The organism is Paraburkholderia sp. GV068 (assembly GCF_003058125.1).
GTDB classification, from domain to species: domain Bacteria; phylum Pseudomonadota; class Gammaproteobacteria; order Burkholderiales; family Burkholderiaceae; genus Paraburkholderia; species Paraburkholderia graminis.
In genome coordinates this window covers 68,615-93,106 of sequence record NZ_QBUB01000005.1, presented here as the reverse complement: position 1 = coordinate 93,106, position 24,492 = coordinate 68,615, and the positions used below count along the sequence as shown (strand labels likewise).

Genomic DNA, 24,492 nt, shown 5'->3' with positions numbered 1-24,492 from the left:
GACTTCCCTCATTGCGTGTCGAAGGTGTCGTAACCGAACGGACGCCGCTCAGCTCGCACTCGCCGCCTTCGGCAGATAGTTGTTGCCGACGATCTCGCCGAACGGCCCGGAAAGCGGCCCGTTTGAGGTCTTGCTCTGGCGGCCGGGCAGCAGCGGAAACACGAGTTCGGCAAAGCGGTACGACTCTTCGAGATGCGGATAGCCCGACAGAATGAACGTCTCGATGCCGAGCTCCGCGTATTCCTTCATGAGCGCCGCGACCTGCTGCGGATTGCCGACGAGCGCGGTGCCCGCGCCGCCGCGCACGAGGCCGACGCCGGCCCACAGGTTCGGATAAACCTCAAGCTCCGCGCGTCCGCCGCGCTTGCCGCCGTGGAGCGCGGCCATGCGGCGCTGACCTTCGGAGTCCATCTTCGAGAACGACGCCTGCGCGCGCGCAATGGTCTCGTCGTCGAGCTTGCTGATGAGTTTGTCGGCGGCGGCCCACGCTTCTTCTTCCGTCTCGCGCACGATCACGTGCAGGCGAATGCCGAAGCGGATCGTGCGGCCATTCGCAGCCGCGCGTGCGCGAATGTCGGCGATCTTTTTCGCGACCGCCGCGGGCGGCTCGCCCCACGTCAGATAGGTGTCGATATGCTCGCCCGCCATGTCGTGCGCGGCCGGCGAGGAACCGCCGAACCACAGCGGCGGATGCGGCTTCTGCACGGGCGGATACAGGGCCTTGCCGCCCTTCGACTGCAAGTGCTTGCCTTCGTAGTCGATCGCATCGTTCGTATGCGCGGCCGTGAGCAGCTTGCGCCAGATGTGCAGGAACTCGTCGGTGATTTCATAGCGCGTGTCGTGATCGACGAACACGCCGTCGCCTTCGAGCTCGGCCGCATCGCCGCCGGTCACGACATTGATCAACAGGCGCCCGTTCGACAGACGGTCGAAAGTGGCGGCCATGCGCGCGGCAAGACCCGGCGACGAAATGCCCGGCCGGATCGCGACCAGAAATTTCAGGCGCTTCGTCGCGGCGATCAGGCTCGACGCGACGACCCATGCGTCCTCGCAGGAGCGGCCCGTGGGCAGCAGCACGCCCTCGTAGCCGAGCGTATCGGCGGCGACGGCGATCTGCTGAAAGTAGTCGTAATCGGCCGCGCGCGCGCCTTGCGACGTGCCGAGATAACGGCTGTCACCGTGAGTCGGAATGAACCAGAACACATTCATTTGCTGCTCCCCGCGTATTCGGAAACTGGAGTGGATCGAGACAACGCCGGACGCACGCATCCAGCCGGTCATCGGACATGAACCGGACGATGCATCGCGAAGGGACGGAAAAAGGTTGCGGTATCGACGCTAAAGGCAACGGCGCGAGGCGCCGTCTGCATGGAGAAACAGTCTATGGACGGGGGCGCGGCTTTTGAACGATTTTTTTGAGCTTAGGTTTTCCACTTCCGTGATTAGCCCGACGCTACAGCATACGGGCACGACCCCGGAGGCCCGCGGAAAAGCCGCGAGCGCTGGATATAATGGCGCACGTTTCCAATAATCCGGTGCAGGCAATGCAATCACGCGCCTGTACCCTGGCGGTGCAATGCATGCAAAAACTCATCCTGCCGTTTGTCGCCGGTTTTCTGGCATCGCTGTTCTTTCATGAATCCACGCTGGCGCTGCTGCATGCCGCAGGCGTCGTCGATCAAAGCGGTTTTTCCACTGCCCCGTTCATGCCGCTCGGCCTGCCCGAGTTCATCGCCAACGCGATCTGGAGCGCGTTCTGGGCGGTGTTGATGGCGTGGCTCTTGCGCGTCGCGCCCGAGCGCCGCGCGCCGTGGCTGCCGGCGTTCGTGTTCGGCGGCATCGTATTGACGGCGGCCAGCGTGTTCGTCGTCGATCCGATTCGCGGCATCTGGCCAAGCGGCAACATGCTGCCGCGCCTCGCGATGGGCTTTGCCGCGAACGCGATGTGGGGCTGGGGCGCGCTCGTCTTCATGCGCGCGTTCATGGCGGGTGAGGATGCGGATTGAGCGCGCGCTGAGCGTTCGTTCCGATGTTCGTCCGCGACTAGTGGCGAGCGACTAGCGGCTAGCTCCGCAGGTCGCGCAGCGGATGCTCGTTCGGCGGCCACGGGCTTTCGAACATCTTCTCGACGTCGGCGACGCTGACGTCTTCAATGCGCGCAAAGCGCCAGCGCGGCGCATTGTCCTTGTCGATGATGCGCGCGCGCACGCCCTCCACGGCGTCGCCTTGTTCAAAGCTCGAGCGCGTGAGATCGAGATCGCTGCGCAGCACCTCGGCCATCGAGCCTTCCGCGCGCGTCACCACCTCGAGCGATACCGCCATCGAAAGCGGCGAGCGCTCGCGCAACACGGCGATCACCTGCTCGGCCCACTCGGCGCTGTCGCGATCGCACTTCTGCTGCAGCGACGCCAGAATGCGCGGCACGTCCGGCAGCGCGAAATGCCGGTCGATCAGCGTTCGCGCGCGAGCGAGCGGCGACTCGTCCGGCGGCGGCGTCACCTGATCCTGATACGCGCGGCATTCGCGCTCGACGCACGCCACCACATCTGCGCCGCGCTCGAACAGTTCGCTGCGCAACGTGTCGACGAGCGCGGGCAACGCGGCGTCTTCCATATAGACATCGGCGAGACCGGCGTACAGCGCGTCGGCCGCGCCGATGGTTTCGCCCGTCACCGCGAGATAGCGGCCGATCGCGCCCGGCGTGCGCGCGAGAAACCAGCTCGCGCCGACATCGGGAAAGAGGCCGATGCGCGTTTCCGGCATCGCCATCTTCGTGGACTGCGTGACGACCCGCAGCCCGCCCGTGCGATGCGCGCCCTGCGAAATGCCCATGCCGCCGCCCATCACCACGCCGTTCGTCAGCGCGATATAGGGCTTCGGATACGTGAAAATCGCGTGATTGAGCCGGTATTCCTCGATAAAAAACGCGTCGCGAGCTTCGTGGTCGCCGCGCTGCACGGACTCGTACAGGAAGCGGACGTCGCCGCCCGCGCAGAACGCCCGGGGATGCTGGCTGCGCACCACGACCGCGAGCACGTTGGGATCTTCCGACCAGGTGTCGAGCGCGGCGTGCATGGCGCGGATCATGCCGATCGACAGCGCGTTGAGCGCCTGCGGTCTTTCGAGTTCGATGAAACCAATGCGGTTGGCTACGTAAGTCGCGAGCTGGTCGCTGGCTGCGGGCGAGGCGGAAAGAGACATGGAAGACGACGCGCGACGGCGCAGAGTCACGGGAAACCCAACGTTATCACGTAGCTGCGGCGTCGGACCTGTTTGTGGTGGAAGGCGGCGCGGCGTCGGGCAGGTTGCCGGCGGCTATGCGCGGGCGCGCGCTGCACGTTGTGCGTTGGCGCGGCGAGCCGCTGTCTTGCGGTGCGGCTCGCCGCATGGGGTTCGTTGAGCTTGAGCTTGAGCTTGAGCTTGAGCTTGAGCTTGAGCTTGAGCTTGAGCTTGAGTTTGAGCTTGAGCTTGAGCTTGAGCTTTAGCCCGCCGCGTTGCCGGGCGGAAAGTGGCCGCTCTTGAGCAGCACCGGCGTGCCGTTGCTGATCTGCAAGTGCTCGCGCGCAACGGCTTCGATGCGCGGACGGCCGGCGTCGAACGCGCGCATCCAGCCTTCTTCGTCCTCGGAGTGGGCGCCGAAGTGATCTTCGAGCGCCTCGACGGAGATCGCACAGGGCACGGGCTCGCCATCCACGAGCGCGGAAAACACAACGGTCAGATTGGAATCGCGGTAGGCTGGCGCGCCTGCGGGAAACCTGATTTCCATGGTCGCCTCATCGGAAGTATCTGGCACACAACCGGAGCCCGCAAAAACCGGCCGGCCCCGGACGACCCGAATATGGTACTCGCGGGGCCGGACCGCGGTCCAGAGCGCTGCGGCTGGCGTGTGGGCGGTTGGTTGGGGATGGGCGTCGGCGCCAGAGTGGCTTTCGGTTCGACTCCTGGCCTGGCTTTGGGCGTGGCTTCCGGTGCGCGTTTCGGTTTGACTCTTGCCGTGACTTTGGGGGTGACTACGGGCGTGACTCCGCGCCTCGGTGCGCGCGTGCTTGCGCACTCCACGATCGCGCGCCGTCATGGCCGGCCTCCGAGCAGCCGGTCGATGTAATCGCGCGCGGCCTGTTCGACGAATGCGAGCGCCTCGTCCTCGCTGCCAAAGCGCTGCTCGCCGCCGAGATCGACCAGGGTTTCCATCCGGTGCGAATCGTCGGGGCCGAGTTCGGCGAGGCTGACCGACCCGACGTAATGGCCGCCCGCGCCTGGCGCGTCGCCTGCCGGCACGAGGCGCGCGGCGGCGCTGATGTAATAGCCGCGATAAGGGCCGCTGACCCGCTCAGCCATGTTCGTTCTCCTCGATGCAATGATTGAGGTAAGGCGCCGGGGAAGCCAATTAGTTCTGCGAGCGTGCGCTTGTTGAGCGCTTTTCCACCCTTGTTAGGCCCTTGCTTCGCGCTCGCTGCGCATGTATGCCGCACGTTCGCGCTTGGCGCCGGTCGAAGAGCTTTATCGGCACACTCCATGCTCATGCAGTCGGTCCCTTTCCAGTTCCGCGAGCGCAATATGGGAAAATATTTTCTGGACGACCACGAATTGCCCGAGCCGGATGCGGCGAACAGATGGTTTGCGTACGCCGAAAGTCACGGCATCGACATCGCGAGAGCCATCAGCATCTGGGAAGACGCGGCCACCGAAAGCGGCGCGGAAAGCCGCAAGCTGGTCGGCGCAGCGGGCATCACTATCGACGCACCCTGAGCTTGCGCGCGTCGCAAGCTCGCATGATCAAAGGAAACAATCACGATGCATTTCATGACGCAATTGCCGCGCACCCGCCATCTTCGACATGGCCTCGCGCGGGCTCTGCTGCGCCGCATTTCGCTTTTTGCCGCGTTGCCGGCCGCGCTCGCGATCGGCGTGGGCATAGCCGGCTGCGCGTCGTCGAATACGACGTCGCTGATCAATCTGCCGAACGGCCAGACCGGCTTTGCGGTGAATTGCAGCGGCGCCGGCGCCGATTCGAGCTGGGCCTCATGCTACGTGCAGGCCGGCAAGGCGTGCGGCGCGACGGGCTATGACATCGTGTCGAAGGACAACGACGAAGGCGGCACCGCGGGCGGCAGCGTGACGAACGTCGTGTCGGCCAACGTCAAGAACCGTTCGATGATCGTGCGCTGCAAGTGAGCGCGTTCAGCTTCAGTTGCAGTCGCAGTTGCAGTTGCAGTTGCAGCGCAGTTGGCGCCCACCGTTGCGGCACAGGCGCCGGAGCATGCTTCAATGCGCCTGCATCTTCGAGAACATATTGAGCACGGCGACGCCCGCGATAATCAGCCCGAGGCCGATGACGGCCGGCACGTCCGGCACCTGTCCGTACAGCAGCAGCGCGACGAGCGTGATCAGCACGATGCCCGCGCCCGACCACACCGCGTAGACGATGCCGACCGGAATGCTGCGCAGCGTCAGCGACAGGCAGTAGAACGCGACGGCGTAGCCAAGCACCACAATCGCCGACGGCACGAACCGCGAGAAGCCCTCCGACGCGCGCATCGCCGATGTCGCGATCACTTCGGCCACGATGGCGATGCCCAGCAATGCATAAGGCGGCAGCCGCATCGGCTCAGGCCTTTGCAAGCGCGAGCTTGCTGTAGTCGTGACCGAGATGCGCGCATAGCGCTTCGACCACAAACTCATGATCGGCGCGCTGCGGCAGACCGGACACCGTGATCGAACCGATTACGCCCGCGCCCGTGACTGTCAACGGAAACGCGCCGCCGTGCGACGCGTATTCGGTGGCGGGCAGACCGTGTTTGTCGGCGAGCGTGCTGCCGGCCTGCTGCATTTTCAGACCGATCGCGTACGAGCTGCGCCGGAAATGCGCGACCGTGTTGCCCTTTCGGCGTGCCCAATCGATGTTGTCCGGCGTCGCGCCGTCGAGCAGGCTGAAGAACAGCGGTTGACCGAACGTGCGGACGTCGATGGCGGCCGCGATGCCGCGCGCCTTCGCGACCTCGTGCAAATAGGCGCCGATTTGCCAGGCGCGGTCGGCGTCGAATTGAGGAAACACGAGCGCGTGTTCCTGAGCGGCAATGACCTGCAGATCGTGAGCGATGTCCATGAAATTCCGAGGGCGAATGGGAGTGCGGGCGCGTCGTCGTGCAGTGCTGACGGTTTGTGCGGTTGTCTGCTTTGTCGTGCGGCGAGTCGCGCGGTTCCTTGCGAATCGATCGGGATTACTTCGCGACTACCTGGCGACGGAGCGACATACGTGACGGCGCGTCGAATTGCGATTTTAGCGCAGCGTGTTGCGGGGGCCTTGCGCGATGCGACGCGGGGCACGCATCGCGCGACGTGCTGTTAGTTAGCGCCGGCGCTTGTCAGAGCGAGGAGAAAGCGTTCCGCTGAGGAAAAGGCCCGCGCCCAAAAAGCCGTTTTCTTAAACGCCTATTGCACGCGCTTCCCATCTGTTCTATAATCTTTTCTTCGACGGACGCGGGGTGGAGCAGTCTGGCAGCTCGTCGGGCTCATAACCCGAAGGTCGTAGGTTCAAATCCTACCCCCGCAACCAAGTGCTCAATGCGAGCGAACAGGTCAAAGCGTCGAAAACAACATTCAAGGCTTGCCAAATCGGCAGGCCTTTTTTGTTTTGAGCTTGCCATTCCTCTTCCAAGCTTCGACACGCGGGTCATCGGCTCGCACACAGCGTTCCAGTTGTTCGCAAACGCTCGCGCTCGCGTCGCCGTGGCAACCCCCGCCAACTTCGCCTCTCCCACCGCCCTTCGCTCCCGCCACAAAACCACGCCGCCCCAGTGATAAACTCCTAGCACCCTTTCTCGTCCCCTTCCTATGAAATTCTGTTCTGTCTGCGGCCACGGCGTCAGCCTGAGCATTCCGCCGGGCGACAACCGCGAGCGCTTCGTGTGCGGCAGTTGCGGCACGGTGCACTATCAGAATCCGCGCAACGTCGTGGGCACCGTTCCGGTGTGGGACGACAAGGTGCTGCTATGCCGCCGCGCGATCGAACCGCGCTACGGCTACTGGACGCTGCCTGCGGGCTTCATGGAAATGGGCGAGACCACGGCCGAGGCCGCGTCGCGCGAAACGCTCGAGGAAGCCGGCGCGCGCGTCGAAGTGCAGAGCCTGTTCTCGCTGCTGAACGTGCCGCACGTGCATCAGGTGCATCTGTTCTATATGGCGCGCCTGCTCGATCTCGACATTGCCGCGGGCGAGGAAAGTCTCGAAGTAAAGCTCTTCGAGGAAGGCGACATTCCGTGGGACGAGATCGCGTTTCCCACCGTCGGACAAACACTGCGCTTCTTTTTCGCCGACCGCGCGGCCGGCAGCTTCGGCCTGCATACCGGCGACATCTTCCGCTCGCTGCGCGAAGGCTGAGCGGCGCGCATGGTCCCCTGGCTCGGCCCCGACGATCCCTTTCCGCCCGTCGAGCGTGCGCTCGGCGCGGCCAGTGGCGCGCCGGGCCTGCTCGCCGCGAGCGGCGACCTGCTGCCGTCGCGGCTCATCGACGCTTATCGTCACGGCATCTTCCCGTGGTATTCCGACGGTCAGCCGGTGCTGTGGTGGAGCCCCGACCCGCGCATGATCCTGCGTCCCGCGGAGTTCAAGATCTCGCCGTCGCTGCGTAAAACGCTCAAGCGCGTGCTGCGCGACGACGCATGGGAAATTCGCGTGGATCACGATTTCGCCGCGGTGATGCGCGCGTGCGCGCAGGCGCCGAGGCGCGGACAGCGCGGCACCTGGATCACCGCCGACGTCGTCGACGCCTACACGTCGCTGCATCGGATGGGCGATGCGCACAGCATCGAAACATGGTTCGAAGGTGAGCGCGTGGGCGGCTTATACGGCGTCTCGTTCGGCAAGATGTTCTTCGGCGAATCGATGTTCGCGGACGTCACCGATGCCTCGAAAATGGCGCTGGCCGCGCTTGTCGGGCACTTGCGCCGTCACGAAATAGAAATGATAGACTGCCAGCAGAACACGTCGCATCTGGCGTCGCTCGGCGGTCGCGAGATAGCGCGCAAGGCGTTCATCGCGCATGTTCGCGCGTCGGTCGACGCACCGCGCATTCCCTGGCGCTTCGACAAGACCGCGTTGCTCGATGTGCTCGCGCGAGCGGCGTAGAAGGAATCAGGCCGAATCCGGGTCCGCATGATCGAACGCACAAGCGAACGCGCGGATCGACAAGCTAGCCGCAACGCGCGCCGGGTTTGCATTACCAGAGACACCAGAGACGCTTCGAGAGCTGCCAACGTGACTCATCCCAACGAGCTGCCTCTTTCTCCGCTTTCGGCGCTGCAATTTTATGCAACGGCGCCTTATCCCTGTAGTTATCTCGACGGGCGCATCGCGCGCTCGCAAGTCGCCACGCCCAGTCACCTCATCAACTCCGATGTCTACACGGACCTCGTGAAGGCCGGCTTCCGGCGCTCCGGCGTGTTCACCTACCGGCCGTATTGCGACGGTTGCCGCGCGTGCGTGCCGGTGCGCGTGCCGGTCGAGCGCTTCGAGCCGAACCGTACGCAGCGCCGCGTGTGGAAAAAACATGGCGAGATGATCGCCACCGTCGCACCGCTTCACTACGACGAAGAGCACTACGCGCTCTACATGCGCTATCAGTCGGCGCGGCATGCGGGCGGCGGCATGGACCGCGACAGCCGCGATCAATACGAGCAGTTCCTGCTGCAAAGCCGGATCAATTCGCGGCTCGTCGAATTCCGCGAGCCGCTGCCGGACCGGCCCGATTCGCCGGGCCTGCTGCGCATGATCAGCATGATCGATATTCTCGGCGACGGGCTCTCGTCCGTGTACACGTTCTTCGAGCCGGGACTGCCGCATACGAGCTTCGGCACGTACAACATCTACTGGCAGATCGAGCAGGCGCGCAGTCTCAAGCTGCCGTATGTGTACCTCGGCTACTGGATTCGCGAGAGTCCGAAGATGGCGTACAAGGCCAATTTCCGGCCGCTCGAAGGATTGATCGACGGCACGTGGCGCGTGCTCGATCCCGCCGGCGTCGATCTCCAGCCGACCGGCGCGGGGATGCAAGGCAGGCGCGGGCCGCTGCGGCCTTGAGTGTGGGCTGAGTGTGGGCTGAGTGTGGGCTGAGTGTGGCCCGAGGAACACCACGCTCGACCCGCGCCCGCGGCAACGCACCGCCCTCGCCTTCCGCCTTATCTCATTGACAGCGCAAAGCCGGTAAAATAGCGGGTTCCCATTTTCCGGCCGCCCGGCTTCGTCCTGTGTTCAGTTCCCTCTATCCGCTCGTACGCGCCCAACTCTTTCGCATGGACGCGGAAGACGCTCATCACCTGACCTTGCGCGCGCTCGGCGCCGCGGGCCGCACTGGGCTCGCGGGCGCGCTCGCCGCCCGCGTGCCCGATGCGCCGCGCACGGTGATGGGACTGACGTTCCGCAATCCGGTAGGACTCGCAGCGGGACTCGACAAGGACGGCGCCGCGATCGACGGGCTCGCCGCACTCGGCTTCGGCTTCATCGAAGTGGGCACCGTCACACCGCGCGCGCAGCCGGGCAACCCGCGTCCGCGCATGTTCCGGCTGCCGCAGGCGCAAGCTGTGATCAACCGGATGGGCTTTAACAACGCGGGCGTCGACCAGTTCGTGAAGAACGTGCAGGCCGCGCGTTACCGCGGCATTCTCGGGCTGAATATCGGCAAGAACGCCGATACGCCGATCGACCGTGCCGCCGACGATTATCTCTATTGCCTCGAGCGCGTCTATCCGTTTGCGAGCTATGTGACGGTCAACATCTCGTCGCCGAATACGAAGAACCTGCGCCAGTTGCAAGGCGCGGACGAACTCGACGCGCTGCTCGCCGCGCTCAAGGACAAGCAGCAGCGTCTGGCCGACATGCACGGCAAGCTCGTGCCGCTCGCGTTGAAGATCGCGCCCGACCTCGACGACGAGCAGATCAAATCGATCGCCGGCACGCTGCTGCGCCACCGCTTCGAAGGCGTGATCGCGACCAACACGACGCTCGCGCGCACGGCCGTCGCGGGCATGCAGCACGGCGACGAAGCGGGCGGCCTGTCGGGCAAGCCGGTGTTCGACGCGTCCAATGAAGTGATCCGCAAGCTGCGCGCCGAAGTCGGCGAGACGGTGCCGATCATCGGCGTCGGCGGGATTTTTTCCGGCGACGACGCGCGCGCCAAACTTGCCGCGGGCGCTTCGCTCATTCAGCTTTATACGGGTTTCATTTATCGCGGCCCGGCACTCATCGGCGAATGCGTGCAGGCGTTGCGCTAGGTATGCGGTCAGCGTGCGCGCTCTCACGCGTCGCTGATGGTCATGCACACGCCCGCCTCGTAATACAGACATGAGCAATGGGTATTTAGCGACGGGCACTCTGCTTTGTTAAGCTCTCGTCCGCTATAACGCCATACGAACAAAAAAGGACCACGATGCAACTTCGCTTGTTGAAAAAACTTTTCGTCGCCGCGATGATCGGCGCTTCGTTCACCGCGATCCCGGCCCATGCCGACGATCTGCTGGATCAGGTCAAGCAGCGCGGCACGCTGCGCGTCGGCCTCGAAGGCACCTTCCCTCCGTTCAATTCCAAAGCGCCGTCGGGCGAACTGGTCGGCTATGACGTCGACATCGCGAAGGCTGTCGCGTCGAAGCTCGGCGTGAAGCCGGAGTTCGTCACGACCGAATGGAGCGGCATCATTGCGGGCCTGCAGGCCGGCAAGTTCGACGTGATCGTCAATCAGGTCGGCATTACGGACGCACGCAAGCAGTCGCTCGACTTTTCGCCTGCGTACACGTACTCGGCCGCGCAACTGATTCAGCGTAAGGACGACACGCGCCAGTTCAAGTCGCTCGACGATCTGAAGGGCAAGAAGCTCGGCGTCGGCCTCGGCACCAACTACATGGACATGGCGAAGTCGGTGCCGGGCATCGACGTGAAGACGTATCCGGGCGCGCCCGAATATCTGCGCGATCTCGCGGCCGGCCGTCTCGACGCGGCGCTCAACGACCGCCTGATGCTCGCGTATCTGCTGAAGAACTCGCAGTTGCCGCTGCGCACCGGCGCGAACGTCGGCGCGGGCAACCCGTCGGGCATTCCGTTCAAGAAGAACAACCCGAAGTTCGCCAAGGCAATCGACGACGCGATGACGCAGCTTGAAACCGACGGCACGTTCGCGAAGATCTCGGACAAGTGGTTCGGCATCGACGTGAGCAAGCCGATCAAATAAGCGCCTGAAATAAGCGGCTCGCGATGAAACGAAGGGCGGCATGCTCGGTATGCCGCCCTTCGCACTTGTGCGGCACGCGCTCCCATTGACGATATGCGCCTTGCGCGCCAACCCGAGCACTGCTCATGTCCACCACTTCCCTGCTCGTCGAATCGCTTCCTGCGCTCGCGCAGGGCGCCGTCCTGACGGTCAAGTTCGCCGTTCTGTCGATGTTCTTCGGCCTGATCGCCGGCGCCGTGCTCGCGCTGATGGGCGTGAGCCACAGCCGCACGCTGAACCGCCTCGCGCGCGTCTACGTGAGCGTGATGCGCGGCACGCCGCTGCTCGTGCAGATCTTCGTGATTTACTACGGCTTGCCGAGCTTCAATATTTCGCTCGATCCGACGCCGGCCGGCGTGATCGCATTGTCGGCGAACGTGGCCGCGTATCTGTCGGAGAGCATGCGCGGCGCGATCCTCGGCATTCATCAGGGACAATGGCTCGCCGCGTACAGCCTCGGACTCTCGCGGCGCCAGACGCTGCGTTACGTGATCGCGCCGCAGGCGCTGCGCATCGCCGTGCCGAGCCTGTCGAACAGCCTCATCAGCCTGATCAAGGACACCTCGCTCGTGTCGGTGATCACCGTCACGGAACTGCTGCGCAGCGCGCAGGAAGTCATCGCGTCGACGTATCAGCCGTTGCCGCTTTATCTCGCCGCGGCGGCTGTTTACTGGGTGCTGTGTCAGATACTGGAACTGTTGCAGCGCTGGTATGAGCGGCGTCTTGCGTTGCCTTCGCGGCATTGAGCGCGGCACGCGATGAACGCGTGGTCGGCTACGCTTTCATTGCGAGCCGGGTGAAACGCGATGCGTGTAAGTCGTGAGTCGTGACTCGCGGCCCCCTTCACTCTCCCGCAAACTTCAGCCCTAGCGCCGCGCGCGCCGCGTCGGCCATCTCGATCATCTGCAACGATTTACTGTGCGGCATCAGCGGACTTTCGAGCTGTCCCGCGCGAATCAGGTCGCAGAAATGCGCGGTCTCGTAGTTGAGGCCCCCGCCTTCGAACGGCTCGTCGAGCTCGACCACGCGACCGTCGGTGTAGCGGATCGTCGCGCGCGACGGGTTCCACCACGGCTCGTGAATCGTCACGTGCCCGCCCTTCGCCATCAGCAGCGCGTCGCCCTTGCCGTGCAGATCGAGCCCGCAAAACAGTTGCGCGATGCCGCGCTCGTGCCGGCTATTCAGGCTCGCAAACGTATCGACGCCGGTCGAGCCGAGCCGGCCGAGCGTTTGCACTTCCAGCGGCGCGCCGAGCCAGTCGACGGCAAGAAATATTTCATAGATGCCGATGTCGAGCAGCGCGCCGCCCGCGTGCTCGAACGACAGCGACGGATGATCGTCGGGTACGCCCGGCACCGAGCAGCCGGCCCGCACGAGTCCCATGTCGCCGATCGGATCGTCGTTTAGATGCGCGCGCAACTTTCTGTAGAGCGGATAAAACGGCGGCTTCATCGCTTCCATGAAGAGCCGTTGTGCGCCGCGCGCGGCATCGACCACACGCTCGAGCTGCGGCCTGTTGATCGTCGCGGGCTTTTCGCACAGCACATGCACGCCCGCTTGCAGCGCGGCGACGGCGTAGTCGGCGTGGCTGTCCTGAACCGTGGCGATGTAGAGCGCGTCGATGCCGCTCGCGAGCAACGCGTCGAAGCTCGCGCAAGCCTCGCCGCCGAACTCGTCGGCGAAAGTCTGAGCGGGCTCGGGCCGCCGTGACCACAGCGCGGCGAGACGCGCGTGCGGCACATAGGCGAGGCCTTGAGCGAACCGGCGCGCAATGCGGCCGGCGCCGACGATGCCCCAACGGATGTCGCGGTCCGAAGCAGTGGTTTGGGTTGCGGTTGAGTTGGCGTTCGTCACGATCGGCTGGCGTCCATGCGGATAAAGAGAGCCGCTATTGTCGCGCATGCGGCCCCGCACGTGTGCCGTCGCCGGCGAACGCCCTGCCTGTTTGTCTCTATCGAAGAACTAACGGCGACCGAACCATGAGCGAACACTCGCGCGCCGCTGCGCGAACGCGCGCAGCAGCAGCGCGCAACCGATGCGCCGCCCCGTGTTGCCCTGCGTCTTGCCCAGCGTGTCAGCCGCGTGAGGGCGGCACCGGCGGCGCGCCGGCGAAGGTGCCGGCGATTTCCTCGGTCGTGTGATCGATCATCGCCATCGCAGCGAGTTCGGCCTCTTTCGGGTCGCGCCGTTCGATCGCCTCGACCACGCGCCGATGCGAGTTCACTGCCGTTTCCCACGCGCCTTCGCGAGCGGTGACGATGGGATTACCGGTCGACAGCGCGCCGCGAATAATCGCCGCCATCTGCTTGAAGAACTGATTGCCGCTCGCGACGACGATGCGCGTATGGAACAGCTCGTCGGCTTCCTGATAACCGGGTTCGCCCGGACGGATCACCTTGAACGCCTCGAACGCGTCGCGCACCGCCGCGATGTCGGCCGCGCTGCCGCGCGACGCGGCCTGCGCCGAAGCACGCGGTTCGATCAGAATACGAAACTCGATGACGTCGCGCAGGAACACCGGATCGGGCTTCGCGCGAAAACGCCAGTTCACGACGTCCTCGTCGATCATGCGCCAGTCGCTCATCGGCCGGATGCGCGTGCCGATCTTCGGGCGCACGTCGAGCATGTCGCGCGCGAGCAGCATCGAGAGCGCTTCGCGCATCACCGTGCGGCTCACGTCGAACTCTTTCGACAGCACGTCCTGCGGCGGCAGTATCGCGCCGTATTTCTCCTCGACGATCCCTGTGACGAGCCCATCCATGACCTTGCTCACCAGCGATCGATCCTTGTTTGCCTGTTCCATGACCCTCTCCCCGAAGCGGTGTTCGCCCCCGCGTAGCCTGTTGATAAACCGCCCTTTTGTGTGTTTTATCGTCGCGTGGTTACTCATCCACGATACGTTGCTAGCTTCACAACGGTTACGCCAGTTGGGACACTTCCTGACAGGGTTATCCCTCTGAAGAATTGTTTCTTCTGTGTAACGCGATCGGCCCCGAAGGACCATAAGCTTGCGTCTCAAGCATGCCTTTCACGCCGACTTTGCATCGTGCGAAGACGCACGTAGGACGGCAAATTGTCTGAACGGAGGCGGCGTGCAATCGATCATGGGTTGCCGCAAGCGGCGGACCTGGTGCCTGTGTGGTTGCTGGTGCGACTGCCCGTGAGTCTTTAGTGCGCTCACCGCTCTTCAATTCGACACACGTGAGCATGCATGGCCTCGCTCGTCATCAAGGCGATGCGCCGCAAGCGGCTTGTGCGCGATGAAGTGGAACCAGCACGCGCCGCTGTTCTCGACGCCGTCGGAAATACGGTTGCCCGCGCAACTATCAAACACCGCATCGCATTGCAAGCCAATCTGCGCAAGTTGCCGGCGCTGTTCGGCAAGTGTCGTGTAGACGATCACAATGCCGAAGTTGTGAGCCGCCGCTGTCTTGACCGCATAGCCGCCATAGTCGCGATTCAGCTTGACGTTGTGTATATAGTTGAGCGTGCCGAGCTGGAAGCGGCGCATCGAGCGCAGCGTACGCCAGCCGAGCGTCAGCGGATTGAGCGTGAAACGCGGCAGCAGATGCCAGATGCCCTCGCGGTAACCGGGGCCGCCGCGATTGTGCGACGAGAACAGCACATAGCCGCCTGGCCGCACCACGCGATACATTTCCTGAAGGATCTTCACGCGATCGTTGTAGTCGACGCAGTCGATACCGTTCCAGCTAAATGCAGCGAGCCCGTAATGATCGGACGGCAGTTCGGACATATCGCGTGCATCCATATGCCGCAAATCGCAGCCGGGATAGCGCGATCGCGCCGTCTCCAGCAGGTTCGGCGCGTAGTCGACGCCGGTGTATTCGTTCGAGATACTAAGCATCAGCGCAACGGTGCGTCCGGTGCCGATGCCGATATCGAGCAACGGCGTGCCCGAACAACGCGGCGCGAGCCATCTGAAGGCGGCCTCTTCGCCCGCGTCGGAGAAGCTCTTGCCGGTCGTGAAAACGCGGGCCGCGTCGCGCGAATTCCAGGCGAGGCGATTGATGCGGTCCAGCTCCGATTGACTATTCACGACACGTCTCCAGTGCGATGCAAGAGCGCGGCGACAGCGCGATCAGCAGCGGCTTCCTCACAGCATCTCAAACGTGTTGACGAGCGCGGCACGATCGCGCTCGCGGCGCCGCAATGCGGTGAGCGGTTGCGAGGCGCGCACTTGCCGCGTGAGACCGATGAACGGCACGCCATGCTCGAGATACGGACCTTCCGTCTTGCGAAAGCCGAACTGCTCGTAGAACTCGCGCAAACTGAGCGGCGCGCTCACGCGTGCGGCGTGTCCCGGCCAACGCTCGGCAATGGCCTGCAATACGCGCTCCATTAGCATTTCCGCGGTGCCGTCGCCGCGGCGCAGCGGACTCGTCAGCACCTTGTCGATCATGATGTCGGGATCTTCCGCATCGCCGGGCTGCACACGGGCGTACGCAAGAATCGGCATCGGCCGCGCCATGTCTTCGACGGCGAACACGTGCAGCGAAGTTTCGTCGCGTCCATCGGCATCGAGGCACACATGCGATTGCTCGACGACGAACACTGCGCTGCGCGCCCGCAAGATCAGGTACAGCTCGCGTGCAGAAAGCTGCTCGAATTCCAGCGTTTTCCAGTTCATCACGTTCCCCAGCGGATTCTTTAATGTTCGGTGCGGCGAGCGCACAGGTTGCCCTCGCGGGCCTCGCACGATTGGCGGGCCGGTTTTGACGCCTACACGGTACGGCCGCCATCCGGCTGTTTCCGTTCGCCATCGCACTCACGCTGGAGGTTGCCGAATCTTCATACGAGGCACCGATAACGCGGCGCGAACGGAGACGCTGCACACCAGATCGTGACGGCTTTAGAGTTGCTGAGTGATGCGCGCCACGCGATCGGAAACGTGGACATCGCAAGCAAAATAGACGGCGACAACGGCGTTGTTTCGCTGACGCTACATTTCGCTGATTTGCACGGTGCCGCGACAACGGCGCATAGACATGGCCGCGAGGCTCGTTCGGCTCTCGCGAGATCGGAGTCGAACGCGGCGCGCACGGCACCGGACTTCGCGCCGCGTATCACCGACGTGCCGGTGTTCTTCCACGGCACCTGTCGGACGAATGCCGATCCCGTCAGCCGGAGAAGCAGCGAAGCGCAACCACAACACGCCTTCGAGCCGGCCCGCGACGCACGCATGAAACATGCTGCGCGCGAGCAGGACAATGGCGTACGAATCGGACAGGTTCTATGCGCTAGCCGACGAGCACGGCCGTGCGCATCTGGCCACACGTCGCATTGGCGAATTTCGACTATGCGAATGACGCGGCCCGCGCGCCCACTACAGACGTCTGGCCATTTTCAACTAATAAGGGCATCACTCATCACCACGCGTGGCGCCCTGCCCGACGCGATCCCACTCTCGCCACCCACATCACAAAGCGCGGGCTGTTGCGTGCGCATCCATCATTCAGCTTTAAAGCGGATGCAACACTTGCGGCACGGGCCGCCGAAGTCCGGGCGCTCGATGACGCATCCGCCACTTCTACGGATACCCGTACCATCCGCCCGCCATTTGCCCGCGATGTCTTCGCGAAGCGCGTAAAACCTCGCGCTGCGCGAACCCATTGGTCGGGCTGCGCCCATCACTGTCGTTTTTTTTGCGACTCCTGACAGCCATAAATGATGAACCGTGCGGCAACCGACGCAAGCGGTTGAACACATCTGAATCAATTCCGGCACATCGCGGACACCGCGCCAAAAGGCGCTCACAAAGCGCGGAACAACCCTGGCGCTCCAATCGCAAAACCGCCGCCACGCGCAGCGAACTCAATTGGATCAAGCACTTGGCCCGTATAAAAAGACCATCGCGCGCACGGTCGACGCAAACGTCGGATGTACAGAATTGAAACAAAAAGGCGCGCACAGGGGGTTTATTTCGCCCGCCCGTCGTCGCTGCGCCGCACCAGTCACGCTTTCCCCTATGGTTGGCACAGTCCTCGCTAATACAAGGACGCAACACCGCGGCGCCGTGAGGACGACCACAACGGCGGCGGCGCACCAACCAATACGGGGCCGACTCTGTTCACCCTGCGCTGACTGCAATGCAGAGCGCGCGTTATCAAAGGGTGCAGGAATCGGATCAAAAACAGGAAGACGCGAGACCCGCGGCTTCACGCGAGGACCGATCATGTTGACACTTCAATCAGATCTGCACGGAAACCATTTGCTCGGCGCATTGCCGTCTCACGAATGGCAAGCGCTTGCTCCGCACCTCGAACTGGTTCATCTGCGCACGGAACAGTTGCTCTGCGATTCCGGCCAACGCATTCATCACGTGTACTTCCCGACGACCGCGATCATTTCGATGCTGTCGACGATGGAAGACGGCAGCTCCGTCGAAATCGCCGCGGTCGGACGCGAAGGCATGACCGGCGTGCCCGTGCTCACGGGCGGCGAAACCATGCCGAACCGCGTGCAGGTGCAATGTGCGGGCTTCGCGTATCGCATGAGCGCGCAGGCCCTCAAGCAGCAATTCGCCCGCTCCGACTTCCTGCGCCGTCTGATGCTGCTCTACATGCACGCGCTTCTCACGCAAGTCGCGCAGACCGCCGCATGCAACCGCCATCACGCACTGAACAAGCAACTGTGCCGGTGGCTGCTGATCGAAGTCGACCGTGTCGCGTCGAACGATCTGACGGTGACGCAGCAATTGATCGCCGACATGCTCGGCGTGCGCCGCGAGGGCATCACCGAGGCAGCCGGCAAGCTGCACGACGAAGGCCTGATTCACCACAGCCGCGGACACATCAAGGTGCTCGACCGCAAGGGGCTCGAAGCGCGCGCGTGCGAATGCTACGGCCTCGTCAAGCGCGAATTCGATCGCCTGCTGCCGCGCCTGCGCCAGGCCGAAACCGTCGAATAACACGCGGCGCGATTGCCGTCCTCGCAGAGTCGATAATGTTCAGGAATACTGCGCGATGCCTCGACGCATTCCTCGTGATTGCGGGAGGCCTGCTCGCCCACTGGATGCGCTTTGCCACGCTCGCCGCTTTGCCGGACACCGAACGCCTGCTGATCGCCTTCAACTGCGTGCTGGTGCTGTTGATGTTTCCCGGCTTCGGCGTGTATGAAACATGGCGCGGCAAGCCGTTGACGGCGATGCTCGCACGCGTGGCCGCGGCGTGGCTCGCGGTCGTCGCGGCGGCGTTGCTGCTCGCCTTCACGCTGCATCGCATGGATGCGGTGTCGCGGCTGTGGTTCGTCTACTCGACGTTGATCTCGGGCGCGTTGATCGTCGCGACGAAGTGCGCGGTGCATGTCGCGTTGCGCAGTGTTCGCCGGCGCGGCATGAATTTCCGCACCGTTGCGATTGTCGGCGCACCTGGCTTTGCGCGCACGCTGCTCGCGCATCTCGAGCATGCGCCGCAAGCGGGCTTCAAGCCGGTCTGCGTGTTCGACACGAGCGTGGACAGCAGCGTTGAACGGGCAGCGTATGGCGCGCGGCTTAATCGCCTGCCGGTGCTGACCGACCTGACTGCATTCGCCGCCAAAGTGCGCGACGAGCGCGTGAACGAAGTCTGGCTCGCGCTGCCGCTCTCGGAAGAACGCACGATCTATCGCTTTCAGCGCATGTTCAGGCATGACTTCGTGAACCTTCGTTTTATTCCTGACGTACGCAGCCTCTCGCTTTTCAACCACTCGCTCGTCGATGTGGTCGGTTTGCCCACGCTAAGTCTCGGCGCGCCGTCGCTCTCGCCGCCGCAGATGTGGCCGAAGCTGATCTTCGACCGGCTCTTCGCCGCAGGTGCGCTCGTCACGCTCGCGCCGGTGTTCATCGTGCTCGCGACGGCGATCAAGCTCACGTCGCCGGGGCCCGTGTTCTTTCGCCAGACGCGCAAGGGCGCCGACGGCGAGCCGTTCTCGATCTACAAATTCCGTTCGATGACCGTGCATCATGAAGCGCAGGGTCAGGTCACGCAGGCCACGCGTCACGACGCGCGCGTGACGAAGCTGGGCGCGTTCATGCGCCGCACGAGCCTCGACGAGCTGCCGCAGTTTCTCAATGTGCTGCTCGGACAGATGTCGGTGGTCGGCCCGCGTCCGCATGCGCTCGAACACGACGATCTCTACAAGGACCAGGTGTACGGCTACATGCACCGCTACCGCATCAAACCCGGCATCACCGGATGGGCTCAGGTGAACGGCTATCGCGGCGCGACCGCCAAGGTCGAGAAGATGGAAGCGCGCGTGAAGTTTGATCTCTTCTATATCCACAACTGGTCGTTCTGGTTCGACATGAAGATCGTCTTCATCACGATTTTCAAGGGCTTTATCAGCCGCAACGCGTTCTGATCATGCCGCTACGGACGCCGCTCCTGAAAGTCTCCGTGATCGTGCCGACGTATCGGCGCACCGCCGATCTCGCGCGGTGTCTCGCGGCACTCGACGCACAGGAGCGCCGCGCCGACGAGGTAATCGTCGTCGCGCGTCACGACGATCACGCGACGCTCGACTGGCTGCGTACGCGTGAGACCACACGCCCCGATCCGCGCCGCTGCGTCGTGCTCGTGCACAAGCCCGGCGTCGTGGCCGCGTACAACCTCGGGATCGACAGCGCATGCGGCGACGTGCTCTGCTTCACCGACGACGACGCCGCTCCGCATCCTGACTGGGTCGCGCGAATCGCCCGCACATTTGGGGGCGATGCATGCCTCGGCGGTCTCGGCGGCCGGGACATCGTGCATGAACGCAACGGTATTCCGCAGGGGCGGAAACCGTGCGTCGGCATCGTGCGATGGTATGGCCGCACGATCGGCAACCATCACATCGGTCATGGCGAGGCGCGTGAGGTGCACGTACTCAACGGAGTGAACATGGCGTTTCGCCGCGAGGCGATCGGCGCGCTGCGTTTCGACGCGCGGCTGCTCGGCAGCGGCGCGCAGGTTCATTGCGAAATGGCCTTCAGCCTCGACGTGCGCCGGCGCGGCTGGACGCTCGTCTACGATCCTGCGCTGCTCGTCGAGCACTTTCCCGCTCAACGCCGCGACGAGGACCCGCGCTTCGTCTTCAACGATACGGCGTTCTATAACGCGTCGTTCAATCTTCGACTCATCATGTGCGAACACCTGACGCCGCCAGGCCGATGGGCGTTCGTCGTTTACTCGACGCTGATCGGCGATCGCGCGGACCCGGGGTTCCTGCGCGCGTTGTCGTTGTCGTTGGCGTTCGAGCGCGGCGGAATGGCGCTTGCGTTTCGCAAATGGCGAGTGGGCTTACGCGCAATGCGCGGAGCGTGGCAGGAAGCGGCGCGCTAACGCCCGCAAGCCGAAGTAATTTGCGTTGCAATAGATAGCCGGTCAAGGGCTGCGCCGCATGAAGGCGCAGCCTTTTTTTTTTACGCCACTACAAAAACGCGCTGACGTCCGTCTGAAAGCGCTGCGCCAGCGCCTTCGCGACCTTCTTGCTGATCGCCCGGCGGCCCGCGAGGATATCGCTCACCACCGTCGGCGATGCGATGCCCATCAGATCTTTTTGCCGCAGCCCGTGCGTTTCGAGCAGATGCCGCAACACCTCGCGCGGCTCCGCTTTGGGCAGCGTCACGTTCTGCGCCTTCCAGCTCCGAACCAGGTCCGACACGATCGCGTGAAGATCGGTGAGCGGCTCGTTCTCCTTGCCGTTCAGATGATCGGCAAGGGCACTGGAGAGTTCGACCATCGTCTGATAGTCTTGTTCGTTGCGAATGGGAGTAATGGGCAATTGGGCCTGTAGCGCGGCCCAGCTTCGAGCGATGTCGGGAAAAGAGCCCGGAAGGCGATCGGCATTCATGAGTGTAGAGTCTTCCTCGTCCAAAGGTCGCGCATCGCATGCGTCATCGCGTGACGTACGGATTAACGACTGCCTGTTTTAGTAAATCGCAGCGACGATCCGTGATTGTTTGCGTTACCACGGCGGTTACGATTCGTCGCCTGCGTCGAATATCGCGTATTGAGGCGGCTTATGATCCACGCTGCCGCCTGCCCCCGATAGCCGCTCCGGTGGCATCGCCCGAACGGCTTGTTGATGGTGCTGCCCTGCTGAAACACGAGAGGATCGCCGAGCCGCGAAGCCGGCGAACGCCTCGGCTAATCATCCGCAACTGCTCTGCGCCGCCGGCTCGACCGGCCATCCGGCCGGTTCGGCGAGGCGCTCAGCGTCGATCCGCTGCACGGTTGCGGACTCGCCGCGTAAATGCTCGGAAGCGATCGTGCGCGTGACCTCGGCCATGAACGCGCGACGAAACACGGCCGCCGAAAACCGCTCGGCGTTCGCGCGGCACGCGGCCGGCGTGATCTGTTCATGCTGCCGTTCGAACCGGTCGATTGCGTCGAGCATCGACACAACAGTTTGTGATCCGAAATAAATGCCGGTGGGATGCGCGTCGCCGACGGGCACCACGGTCTCGAGCGACCCGCCCTTGCCGAATGCGATCACCGGCGTGCCGCACGCCTGCGCTTCGAGCGTGACGATGCCGAAGTCCTCTTCGGCGGCGAATACGAAAGCTCGCGCACGCTGCAAGTAGCTCTTCAGCACGCCGATCGGCTGATAGCCGAGTATCGTCACATTCGGCCCGGCCTTCGCGCGAATCGCAGCCATCTCCGGTCCATCGCCGATCACGATCAGCTTGCGATGCGGCGTGGCGCTGAACGCCTCGACAATCAGATCGATGCGCTTGTACGGCACCATTCGCGAGGCCGTCAGATAGAACTCTTCCTTATGCGTGCACAGTTCGAATTCGTCGACATTGACCGGAGGTGGAATCACGGCGGCGTCGCGCCGATAGGTTTTCATCATGCGCCGCGCGACGAATTGCGAATTCGCGATCAGGCGGTCGACGCCATTCGCCGAATGCGAATCCCAGCCGCGCAGATAATGCAGCAACGCACGCATGAGCCAGGACTTCGGCCCGCGCGTCAAACCGGCTTCGCGCAGATACTCATGCTGCCGGTCCCACGCCTGACGCATCGGCGAATGCACATAACTTATGTGCGTTTGATCGGGGCCGACGAGCACGCCCTTTGCGACCGTATGCGAACTCGTGATGATCAGATCGTAGTCCGCGAGATCGAACTGCTGGACCGCGAGCGGCATCAACGGCAGATAGCTGTCATAGCGACGGCGCGCGAACGGCAGGCGTTGAATGAAGGAAGTGGTGACGGGTTTGCCGTGCAACGGTCGACGGTCTTCGAGAAAATCCACGAGGCTGAAAAGATCCGCGTCGGGAAAGCATTCGATAATCTGCTCGAGTACCTTCTCGGCGCCGCCAGGTGCGACCAGCCAGTCGTGCACGATCGCAACTCTCATGATCTCCCTATCCTCGTTAACGCCTCCTGGGCATAGCGACGAGTGTAGGTGGCGCGTGCTTTACTGTGCGTGCGCGTGACCACATTCGACGCACGACAGCACGGGAATAATTCATTCGCCGCCATTCGCTTCTTGCGAATGCACGGAACAAATTAATTCGCTTTCCTATGCGCCACGCGTTCGATGTTTCGCTCGACACGGCAATGCAGCGGCCCGCCGGCGAGCTAATGCTCAGACGGGGCCGCTGAAGCGTGTTTCGGTGAACGGAAAACGAAGGGCCGCAGGTGCCCGCACGATGCGATGCGGGCGCCTGGGTTATTGCTCAGACCTTGCGGTACTCGATGGTCTGTACGCCGGTGTCCGTGCCGAGCAGGCACAGATTCGCGCCACGGCCCGCGAAAAGGCCCACTGTCATGACGCCCGGCCACGCGTTGATATGCGTCTCGAGCGTGCGCGGATCGCTAATGCGCAGACCTTTGACGTCGATGATTTCGTTGCCGTTGTCGGTGATGAACGGCGTGCCCTCTTTCGTCACACGCACGACCGGCACACCGCCGAGCGCGGTCACACGGCGGCCGATCGCGGTGCGCGCCATCGGCACGACTTCGATCGGCAGCGGGAAGTTGCCGAGCGTGTCGACGAGCTTGCTGGCGTCCGCGATACAGACGAATACGTCCGACACCGACGCGACGATTTTCTCGCGCGTAAGCGCACCGCCGCCGCCCTTGATCATAGCGCCGCTGTGATCGATCTCGTCGGCGCCGTCGACATAAACCGGCAGCGAGTCGATCTCGTTCAGATCGAGCACCTTGAAGCCGTGCGATTGCAGGCGCGCGGTGGTGGCGAGCGAACTCGACACCGCGCCGCGATAGCGCGCCTTGTTGGCGGCCAGCGCGTCGATGAAACAGTTCGCGGTGGAGCCGGTGCCGACGCCGATCACCGAGCCTTCCGGCACGTTCGCGTGGACATAATCGGCGGCGGCCTGACCGACCAGTTGCTTGAGTTCGTCTTGAGTCATGAGAATGCGGGCGAGCTGTAAAAGACGCTAGTTTACCGGAGTAAGCGGCGGAAACCGGGCGAAATTACTTCTTCACCGCCCGCTGCCTGACCGCCTCGAACAGACACACGCCGGAAGCTACGGAGACGTTCAGGCTCTCGACCGTGCCCGCCATCGGAATCTGCATGACGATGTCGCAGGTGTCGTGCGTGAGGCGGCGCATGCCCTCGCCTTCGGCGCCCATCACGATCGCAACGGGGCCGTCGAGTTCCGTCTCGTAGAGGCTCTTCTTGGCCTCGCCCGCCGTGCCGACGATCCACACGCCGGCCTCCTTCAGTTCACGCAGCGCGCGCGCGAGGTTCGTCACGGTGATGTACGGCACCGTGTCGGCCGCGCCGCTCGCGACTTTCGCGGCGGTCGCGTTCAGGCCGACCGCGCGGTCGCGCGGCGCGATCACCGCGTGGGCGCCGGCGGCATCGGCGACGCGCAGGCAGGCGCCGAGATTGTGCGGATCGGTCACGCCGTCGAGCACCAGAAGCAGCGGCGAGCCGTTGATGCCGTCGAGCAGTTCCGCGAGATTCTGCGCGAGCGGCATGTCGCCCGCGCGCGCCACCACGCCCTGGTGACGCTCGGTGTGCGCGAGCCCCCACAGACGCGTTTCGTCGGCGGCGATCAGGCGCACGCCCGCTTCCTTCGCCGTGTGCAGAAACTCCGTCATGCGGCGGTCCTTGCGCGTGGCGTCGTAATAAACATCTTCGACGGTCGACGCGTCGTGCCGGATGCGCGCGGTGACTGCATGAAAACCGTATAGAACCTTGTGACGTGCCATGACTGATACAACCTTTGATTGAGCGCAGCGGAGAAGCCGCGCTGCTGTGATGAATACGTGTGC

The 24,492-nt window shown here is 63.7% G+C and carries 26 protein-coding genes and 1 tRNA gene; 13 read left to right on the top strand and 14 right to left on the bottom strand.

Annotated features, from left to right (window positions below; all coding sequences use genetic code 11):
• Positions 1-48: 48 nt before the first annotated feature.
• Positions 49-1,209 carry an FMNH2-dependent alkanesulfonate monooxygenase gene (gene ssuD / locus C8K18_RS12525; protein WP_006048786.1) on the bottom strand — a complete coding sequence of 387 codons (1,161 nt, stop codon included), beginning with the start codon at positions 1,207-1,209 and terminating at the stop codon, positions 49-51.
• A gap of 371 nt (positions 1,210-1,580) precedes the next feature.
• Here ssuD and C8K18_RS12520 point away from each other — a divergent pair, with 371 nt between their 5' ends.
• Positions 1,581-2,006, top strand: a complete 426-nt coding sequence (locus tag C8K18_RS12520) for a hypothetical protein (RefSeq protein WP_006048785.1) — start codon at positions 1,581-1,583, stop codon at positions 2,004-2,006.
• Between the two features lie 58 nt (positions 2,007-2,064).
• Here the strand turns inward: C8K18_RS12520 and C8K18_RS12515 are convergent, their stop codons facing one another.
• The 3 genes from C8K18_RS12515 to C8K18_RS12505 form a co-directional block, all read right to left on the bottom strand.
• Positions 2,065-3,201, bottom strand: coding sequence for an enoyl-CoA hydratase/isomerase family protein (locus C8K18_RS12515; protein ID WP_107707666.1), 1,137 nt, complete (start codon positions 3,199-3,201; stop codon positions 2,065-2,067).
• 280 nt (positions 3,202-3,481) lie between these two features.
• Complete coding sequence (locus C8K18_RS12510; protein WP_029971341.1) at positions 3,482-3,766, bottom strand: DUF1488 domain-containing protein; 285 nt, start codon at positions 3,764-3,766, stop codon at positions 3,482-3,484.
• Positions 3,767-4,071: 305 nt separating this feature from the next.
• Positions 4,072-4,338, bottom strand: coding sequence for a hypothetical protein (locus C8K18_RS12505; protein ID WP_006048782.1), 267 nt, complete (start codon positions 4,336-4,338; stop codon positions 4,072-4,074).
• Between the two features lie 219 nt (positions 4,339-4,557).
• Here C8K18_RS12505 and C8K18_RS12500 point away from each other — a divergent pair, with 219 nt between their 5' ends.
• Positions 4,558-4,749 carry a hypothetical protein gene (locus tag C8K18_RS12500; RefSeq protein WP_029971340.1) on the top strand — a complete coding sequence of 64 codons (192 nt, stop codon included), beginning with the start codon at positions 4,558-4,560 and terminating at the stop codon, positions 4,747-4,749.
• A 45-nt stretch (positions 4,750-4,794) separates the two neighbouring features.
• On the top strand, positions 4,795-5,175 hold the full coding sequence (locus C8K18_RS12495) for a hypothetical protein (RefSeq protein ID WP_053857986.1): 381 nt from the start codon (positions 4,795-4,797) through the stop codon (positions 5,173-5,175).
• Between the two features lie 90 nt (positions 5,176-5,265).
• On the opposite strand, the gene C8K18_RS12490 is transcribed toward C8K18_RS12495, so the two are convergent.
• Positions 5,266-5,598 (bottom strand): SMR family transporter, encoded by a 333-nt coding sequence (locus C8K18_RS12490; protein ID WP_370882129.1) that lies wholly within the window; start codon positions 5,596-5,598, stop codon positions 5,266-5,268.
• 10 nt (positions 5,599-5,608) lie between these two features.
• Positions 5,609-6,106 (bottom strand): heme-degrading domain-containing protein, encoded by a 498-nt coding sequence (locus C8K18_RS12485; RefSeq protein ID WP_006048778.1) that lies wholly within the window; start codon positions 6,104-6,106, stop codon positions 5,609-5,611.
• Between the two features lie 373 nt (positions 6,107-6,479).
• Here C8K18_RS12485 and C8K18_RS12480 point away from each other — a divergent pair.
• From C8K18_RS12480 to C8K18_RS12450, 7 genes are all read left to right on the top strand, one after another.
• Positions 6,480-6,556 (top strand) — tRNA-Met (locus C8K18_RS12480).
• Positions 6,557-6,834: 278 nt separating this feature from the next.
• Positions 6,835-7,380 (top strand): NUDIX hydrolase, encoded by a 546-nt coding sequence (locus C8K18_RS12475; RefSeq protein ID WP_006048777.1) that lies wholly within the window; start codon positions 6,835-6,837, stop codon positions 7,378-7,380.
• A gap of 9 nt (positions 7,381-7,389) precedes the next feature.
• A complete protein-coding gene (aat, locus tag C8K18_RS12470) occupies positions 7,390-8,127 on the top strand; it encodes a leucyl/phenylalanyl-tRNA--protein transferase (protein ID WP_107707665.1) in 738 nt (245 codons plus the stop codon).
• Between the two features lie 129 nt (positions 8,128-8,256).
• Positions 8,257-9,078 carry an arginyltransferase gene (locus C8K18_RS12465; protein WP_107707664.1) on the top strand — a complete coding sequence of 274 codons (822 nt, stop codon included), beginning with the start codon at positions 8,257-8,259 and terminating at the stop codon, positions 9,076-9,078.
• 167 nt (positions 9,079-9,245) lie between these two features.
• On the top strand, positions 9,246-10,268 hold the full coding sequence (locus C8K18_RS12460; protein WP_107707663.1) for a quinone-dependent dihydroorotate dehydrogenase: 1,023 nt from the start codon (positions 9,246-9,248) through the stop codon (positions 10,266-10,268).
• A gap of 155 nt (positions 10,269-10,423) precedes the next feature.
• Positions 10,424-11,218 (top strand): cystine ABC transporter substrate-binding protein, encoded by a 795-nt coding sequence (locus tag C8K18_RS12455; protein WP_107707662.1) that lies wholly within the window; start codon positions 10,424-10,426, stop codon positions 11,216-11,218.
• A 125-nt stretch (positions 11,219-11,343) separates the two neighbouring features.
• Positions 11,344-12,003: an amino acid ABC transporter permease gene (locus C8K18_RS12450; protein WP_006048772.1), complete on the top strand. Its 660-nt coding sequence runs from the start codon at positions 11,344-11,346 to the stop codon at positions 12,001-12,003.
• A gap of 97 nt (positions 12,004-12,100) precedes the next feature.
• Here the strand turns inward: C8K18_RS12450 and C8K18_RS12445 are convergent, their stop codons facing one another.
• The 4 genes from C8K18_RS12445 to C8K18_RS12430 form a co-directional block, all read right to left on the bottom strand.
• Positions 12,101-13,159 (bottom strand): Gfo/Idh/MocA family protein, encoded by a 1,059-nt coding sequence (locus tag C8K18_RS12445; protein ID WP_244230987.1) that lies wholly within the window; start codon positions 13,157-13,159, stop codon positions 12,101-12,103.
• Between the two features lie 172 nt (positions 13,160-13,331).
• Entirely contained in the window at positions 13,332-14,060 is a 729-nt protein-coding gene (locus C8K18_RS12440) for a FadR/GntR family transcriptional regulator (RefSeq protein WP_053857982.1), read from the bottom strand.
• Positions 14,061-14,444: 384 nt separating this feature from the next.
• Positions 14,445-15,314 carry a class I SAM-dependent methyltransferase gene (locus C8K18_RS12435; RefSeq protein ID WP_107707661.1) on the bottom strand — a complete coding sequence of 290 codons (870 nt, stop codon included), beginning with the start codon at positions 15,312-15,314 and terminating at the stop codon, positions 14,445-14,447.
• 57 nt (positions 15,315-15,371) lie between these two features.
• Positions 15,372-15,905, bottom strand: coding sequence for a GNAT family N-acetyltransferase (locus C8K18_RS12430; RefSeq protein ID WP_006048768.1), 534 nt, complete (start codon positions 15,903-15,905; stop codon positions 15,372-15,374).
• Between the two features lie 1,545 nt (positions 15,906-17,450).
• On the opposite strand from C8K18_RS12430, the gene C8K18_RS12425 reads away from it, so the two are divergent.
• The 3 genes from C8K18_RS12425 to C8K18_RS12415 are packed head-to-tail and all read left to right on the top strand — an operon-like array spanning position 17,451 to position 20,577.
• Positions 17,451-18,185, top strand: a complete 735-nt coding sequence (locus tag C8K18_RS12425) for a Crp/Fnr family transcriptional regulator (protein ID WP_006048767.1) — start codon at positions 17,451-17,453, stop codon at positions 18,183-18,185.
• Between the two features lie 35 nt (positions 18,186-18,220).
• Complete coding sequence (locus C8K18_RS12420; RefSeq protein WP_107707660.1) at positions 18,221-19,615, top strand: undecaprenyl-phosphate glucose phosphotransferase; 1,395 nt, start codon at positions 18,221-18,223, stop codon at positions 19,613-19,615.
• A 2-nt stretch (positions 19,616-19,617) separates the two neighbouring features.
• The gene (locus tag C8K18_RS12415; RefSeq protein ID WP_107707659.1) at positions 19,618-20,577 is read left to right on the top strand and encodes a glycosyltransferase family 2 protein; all 960 of its coding nucleotides are present in this window, start codon (positions 19,618-19,620) and stop codon (positions 20,575-20,577) included.
• An 88-nt stretch (positions 20,578-20,665) separates the two neighbouring features.
• Here C8K18_RS12415 and C8K18_RS12410 read toward each other — a convergent pair whose 3' ends face one another.
• From C8K18_RS12410 to rlmB, 4 genes are all read right to left on the bottom strand, one after another.
• The gene (locus C8K18_RS12410) at positions 20,666-21,088 is read right to left on the bottom strand and encodes a type II toxin-antitoxin system HigA family antitoxin (protein WP_006048764.1); all 423 of its coding nucleotides are present in this window, start codon (positions 21,086-21,088) and stop codon (positions 20,666-20,668) included.
• Positions 21,089-21,388: 300 nt separating this feature from the next.
• A complete protein-coding gene (locus tag C8K18_RS12400; RefSeq protein WP_107707658.1) occupies positions 21,389-22,603 on the bottom strand; it encodes a glycosyltransferase family 4 protein in 1,215 nt (404 codons plus the stop codon).
• Positions 22,604-22,925: 322 nt separating this feature from the next.
• Positions 22,926-23,621 carry a ribose-5-phosphate isomerase RpiA gene (gene rpiA / locus C8K18_RS12395; RefSeq protein WP_107707657.1) on the bottom strand — a complete coding sequence of 232 codons (696 nt, stop codon included), beginning with the start codon at positions 23,619-23,621 and terminating at the stop codon, positions 22,926-22,928.
• 64 nt (positions 23,622-23,685) lie between these two features.
• Entirely contained in the window at positions 23,686-24,429 is a 744-nt protein-coding gene (gene rlmB / locus C8K18_RS12390; protein ID WP_006048761.1) for a 23S rRNA (guanosine(2251)-2'-O)-methyltransferase RlmB, read from the bottom strand.
• Positions 24,430-24,492 lie beyond the last annotated feature (63 nt).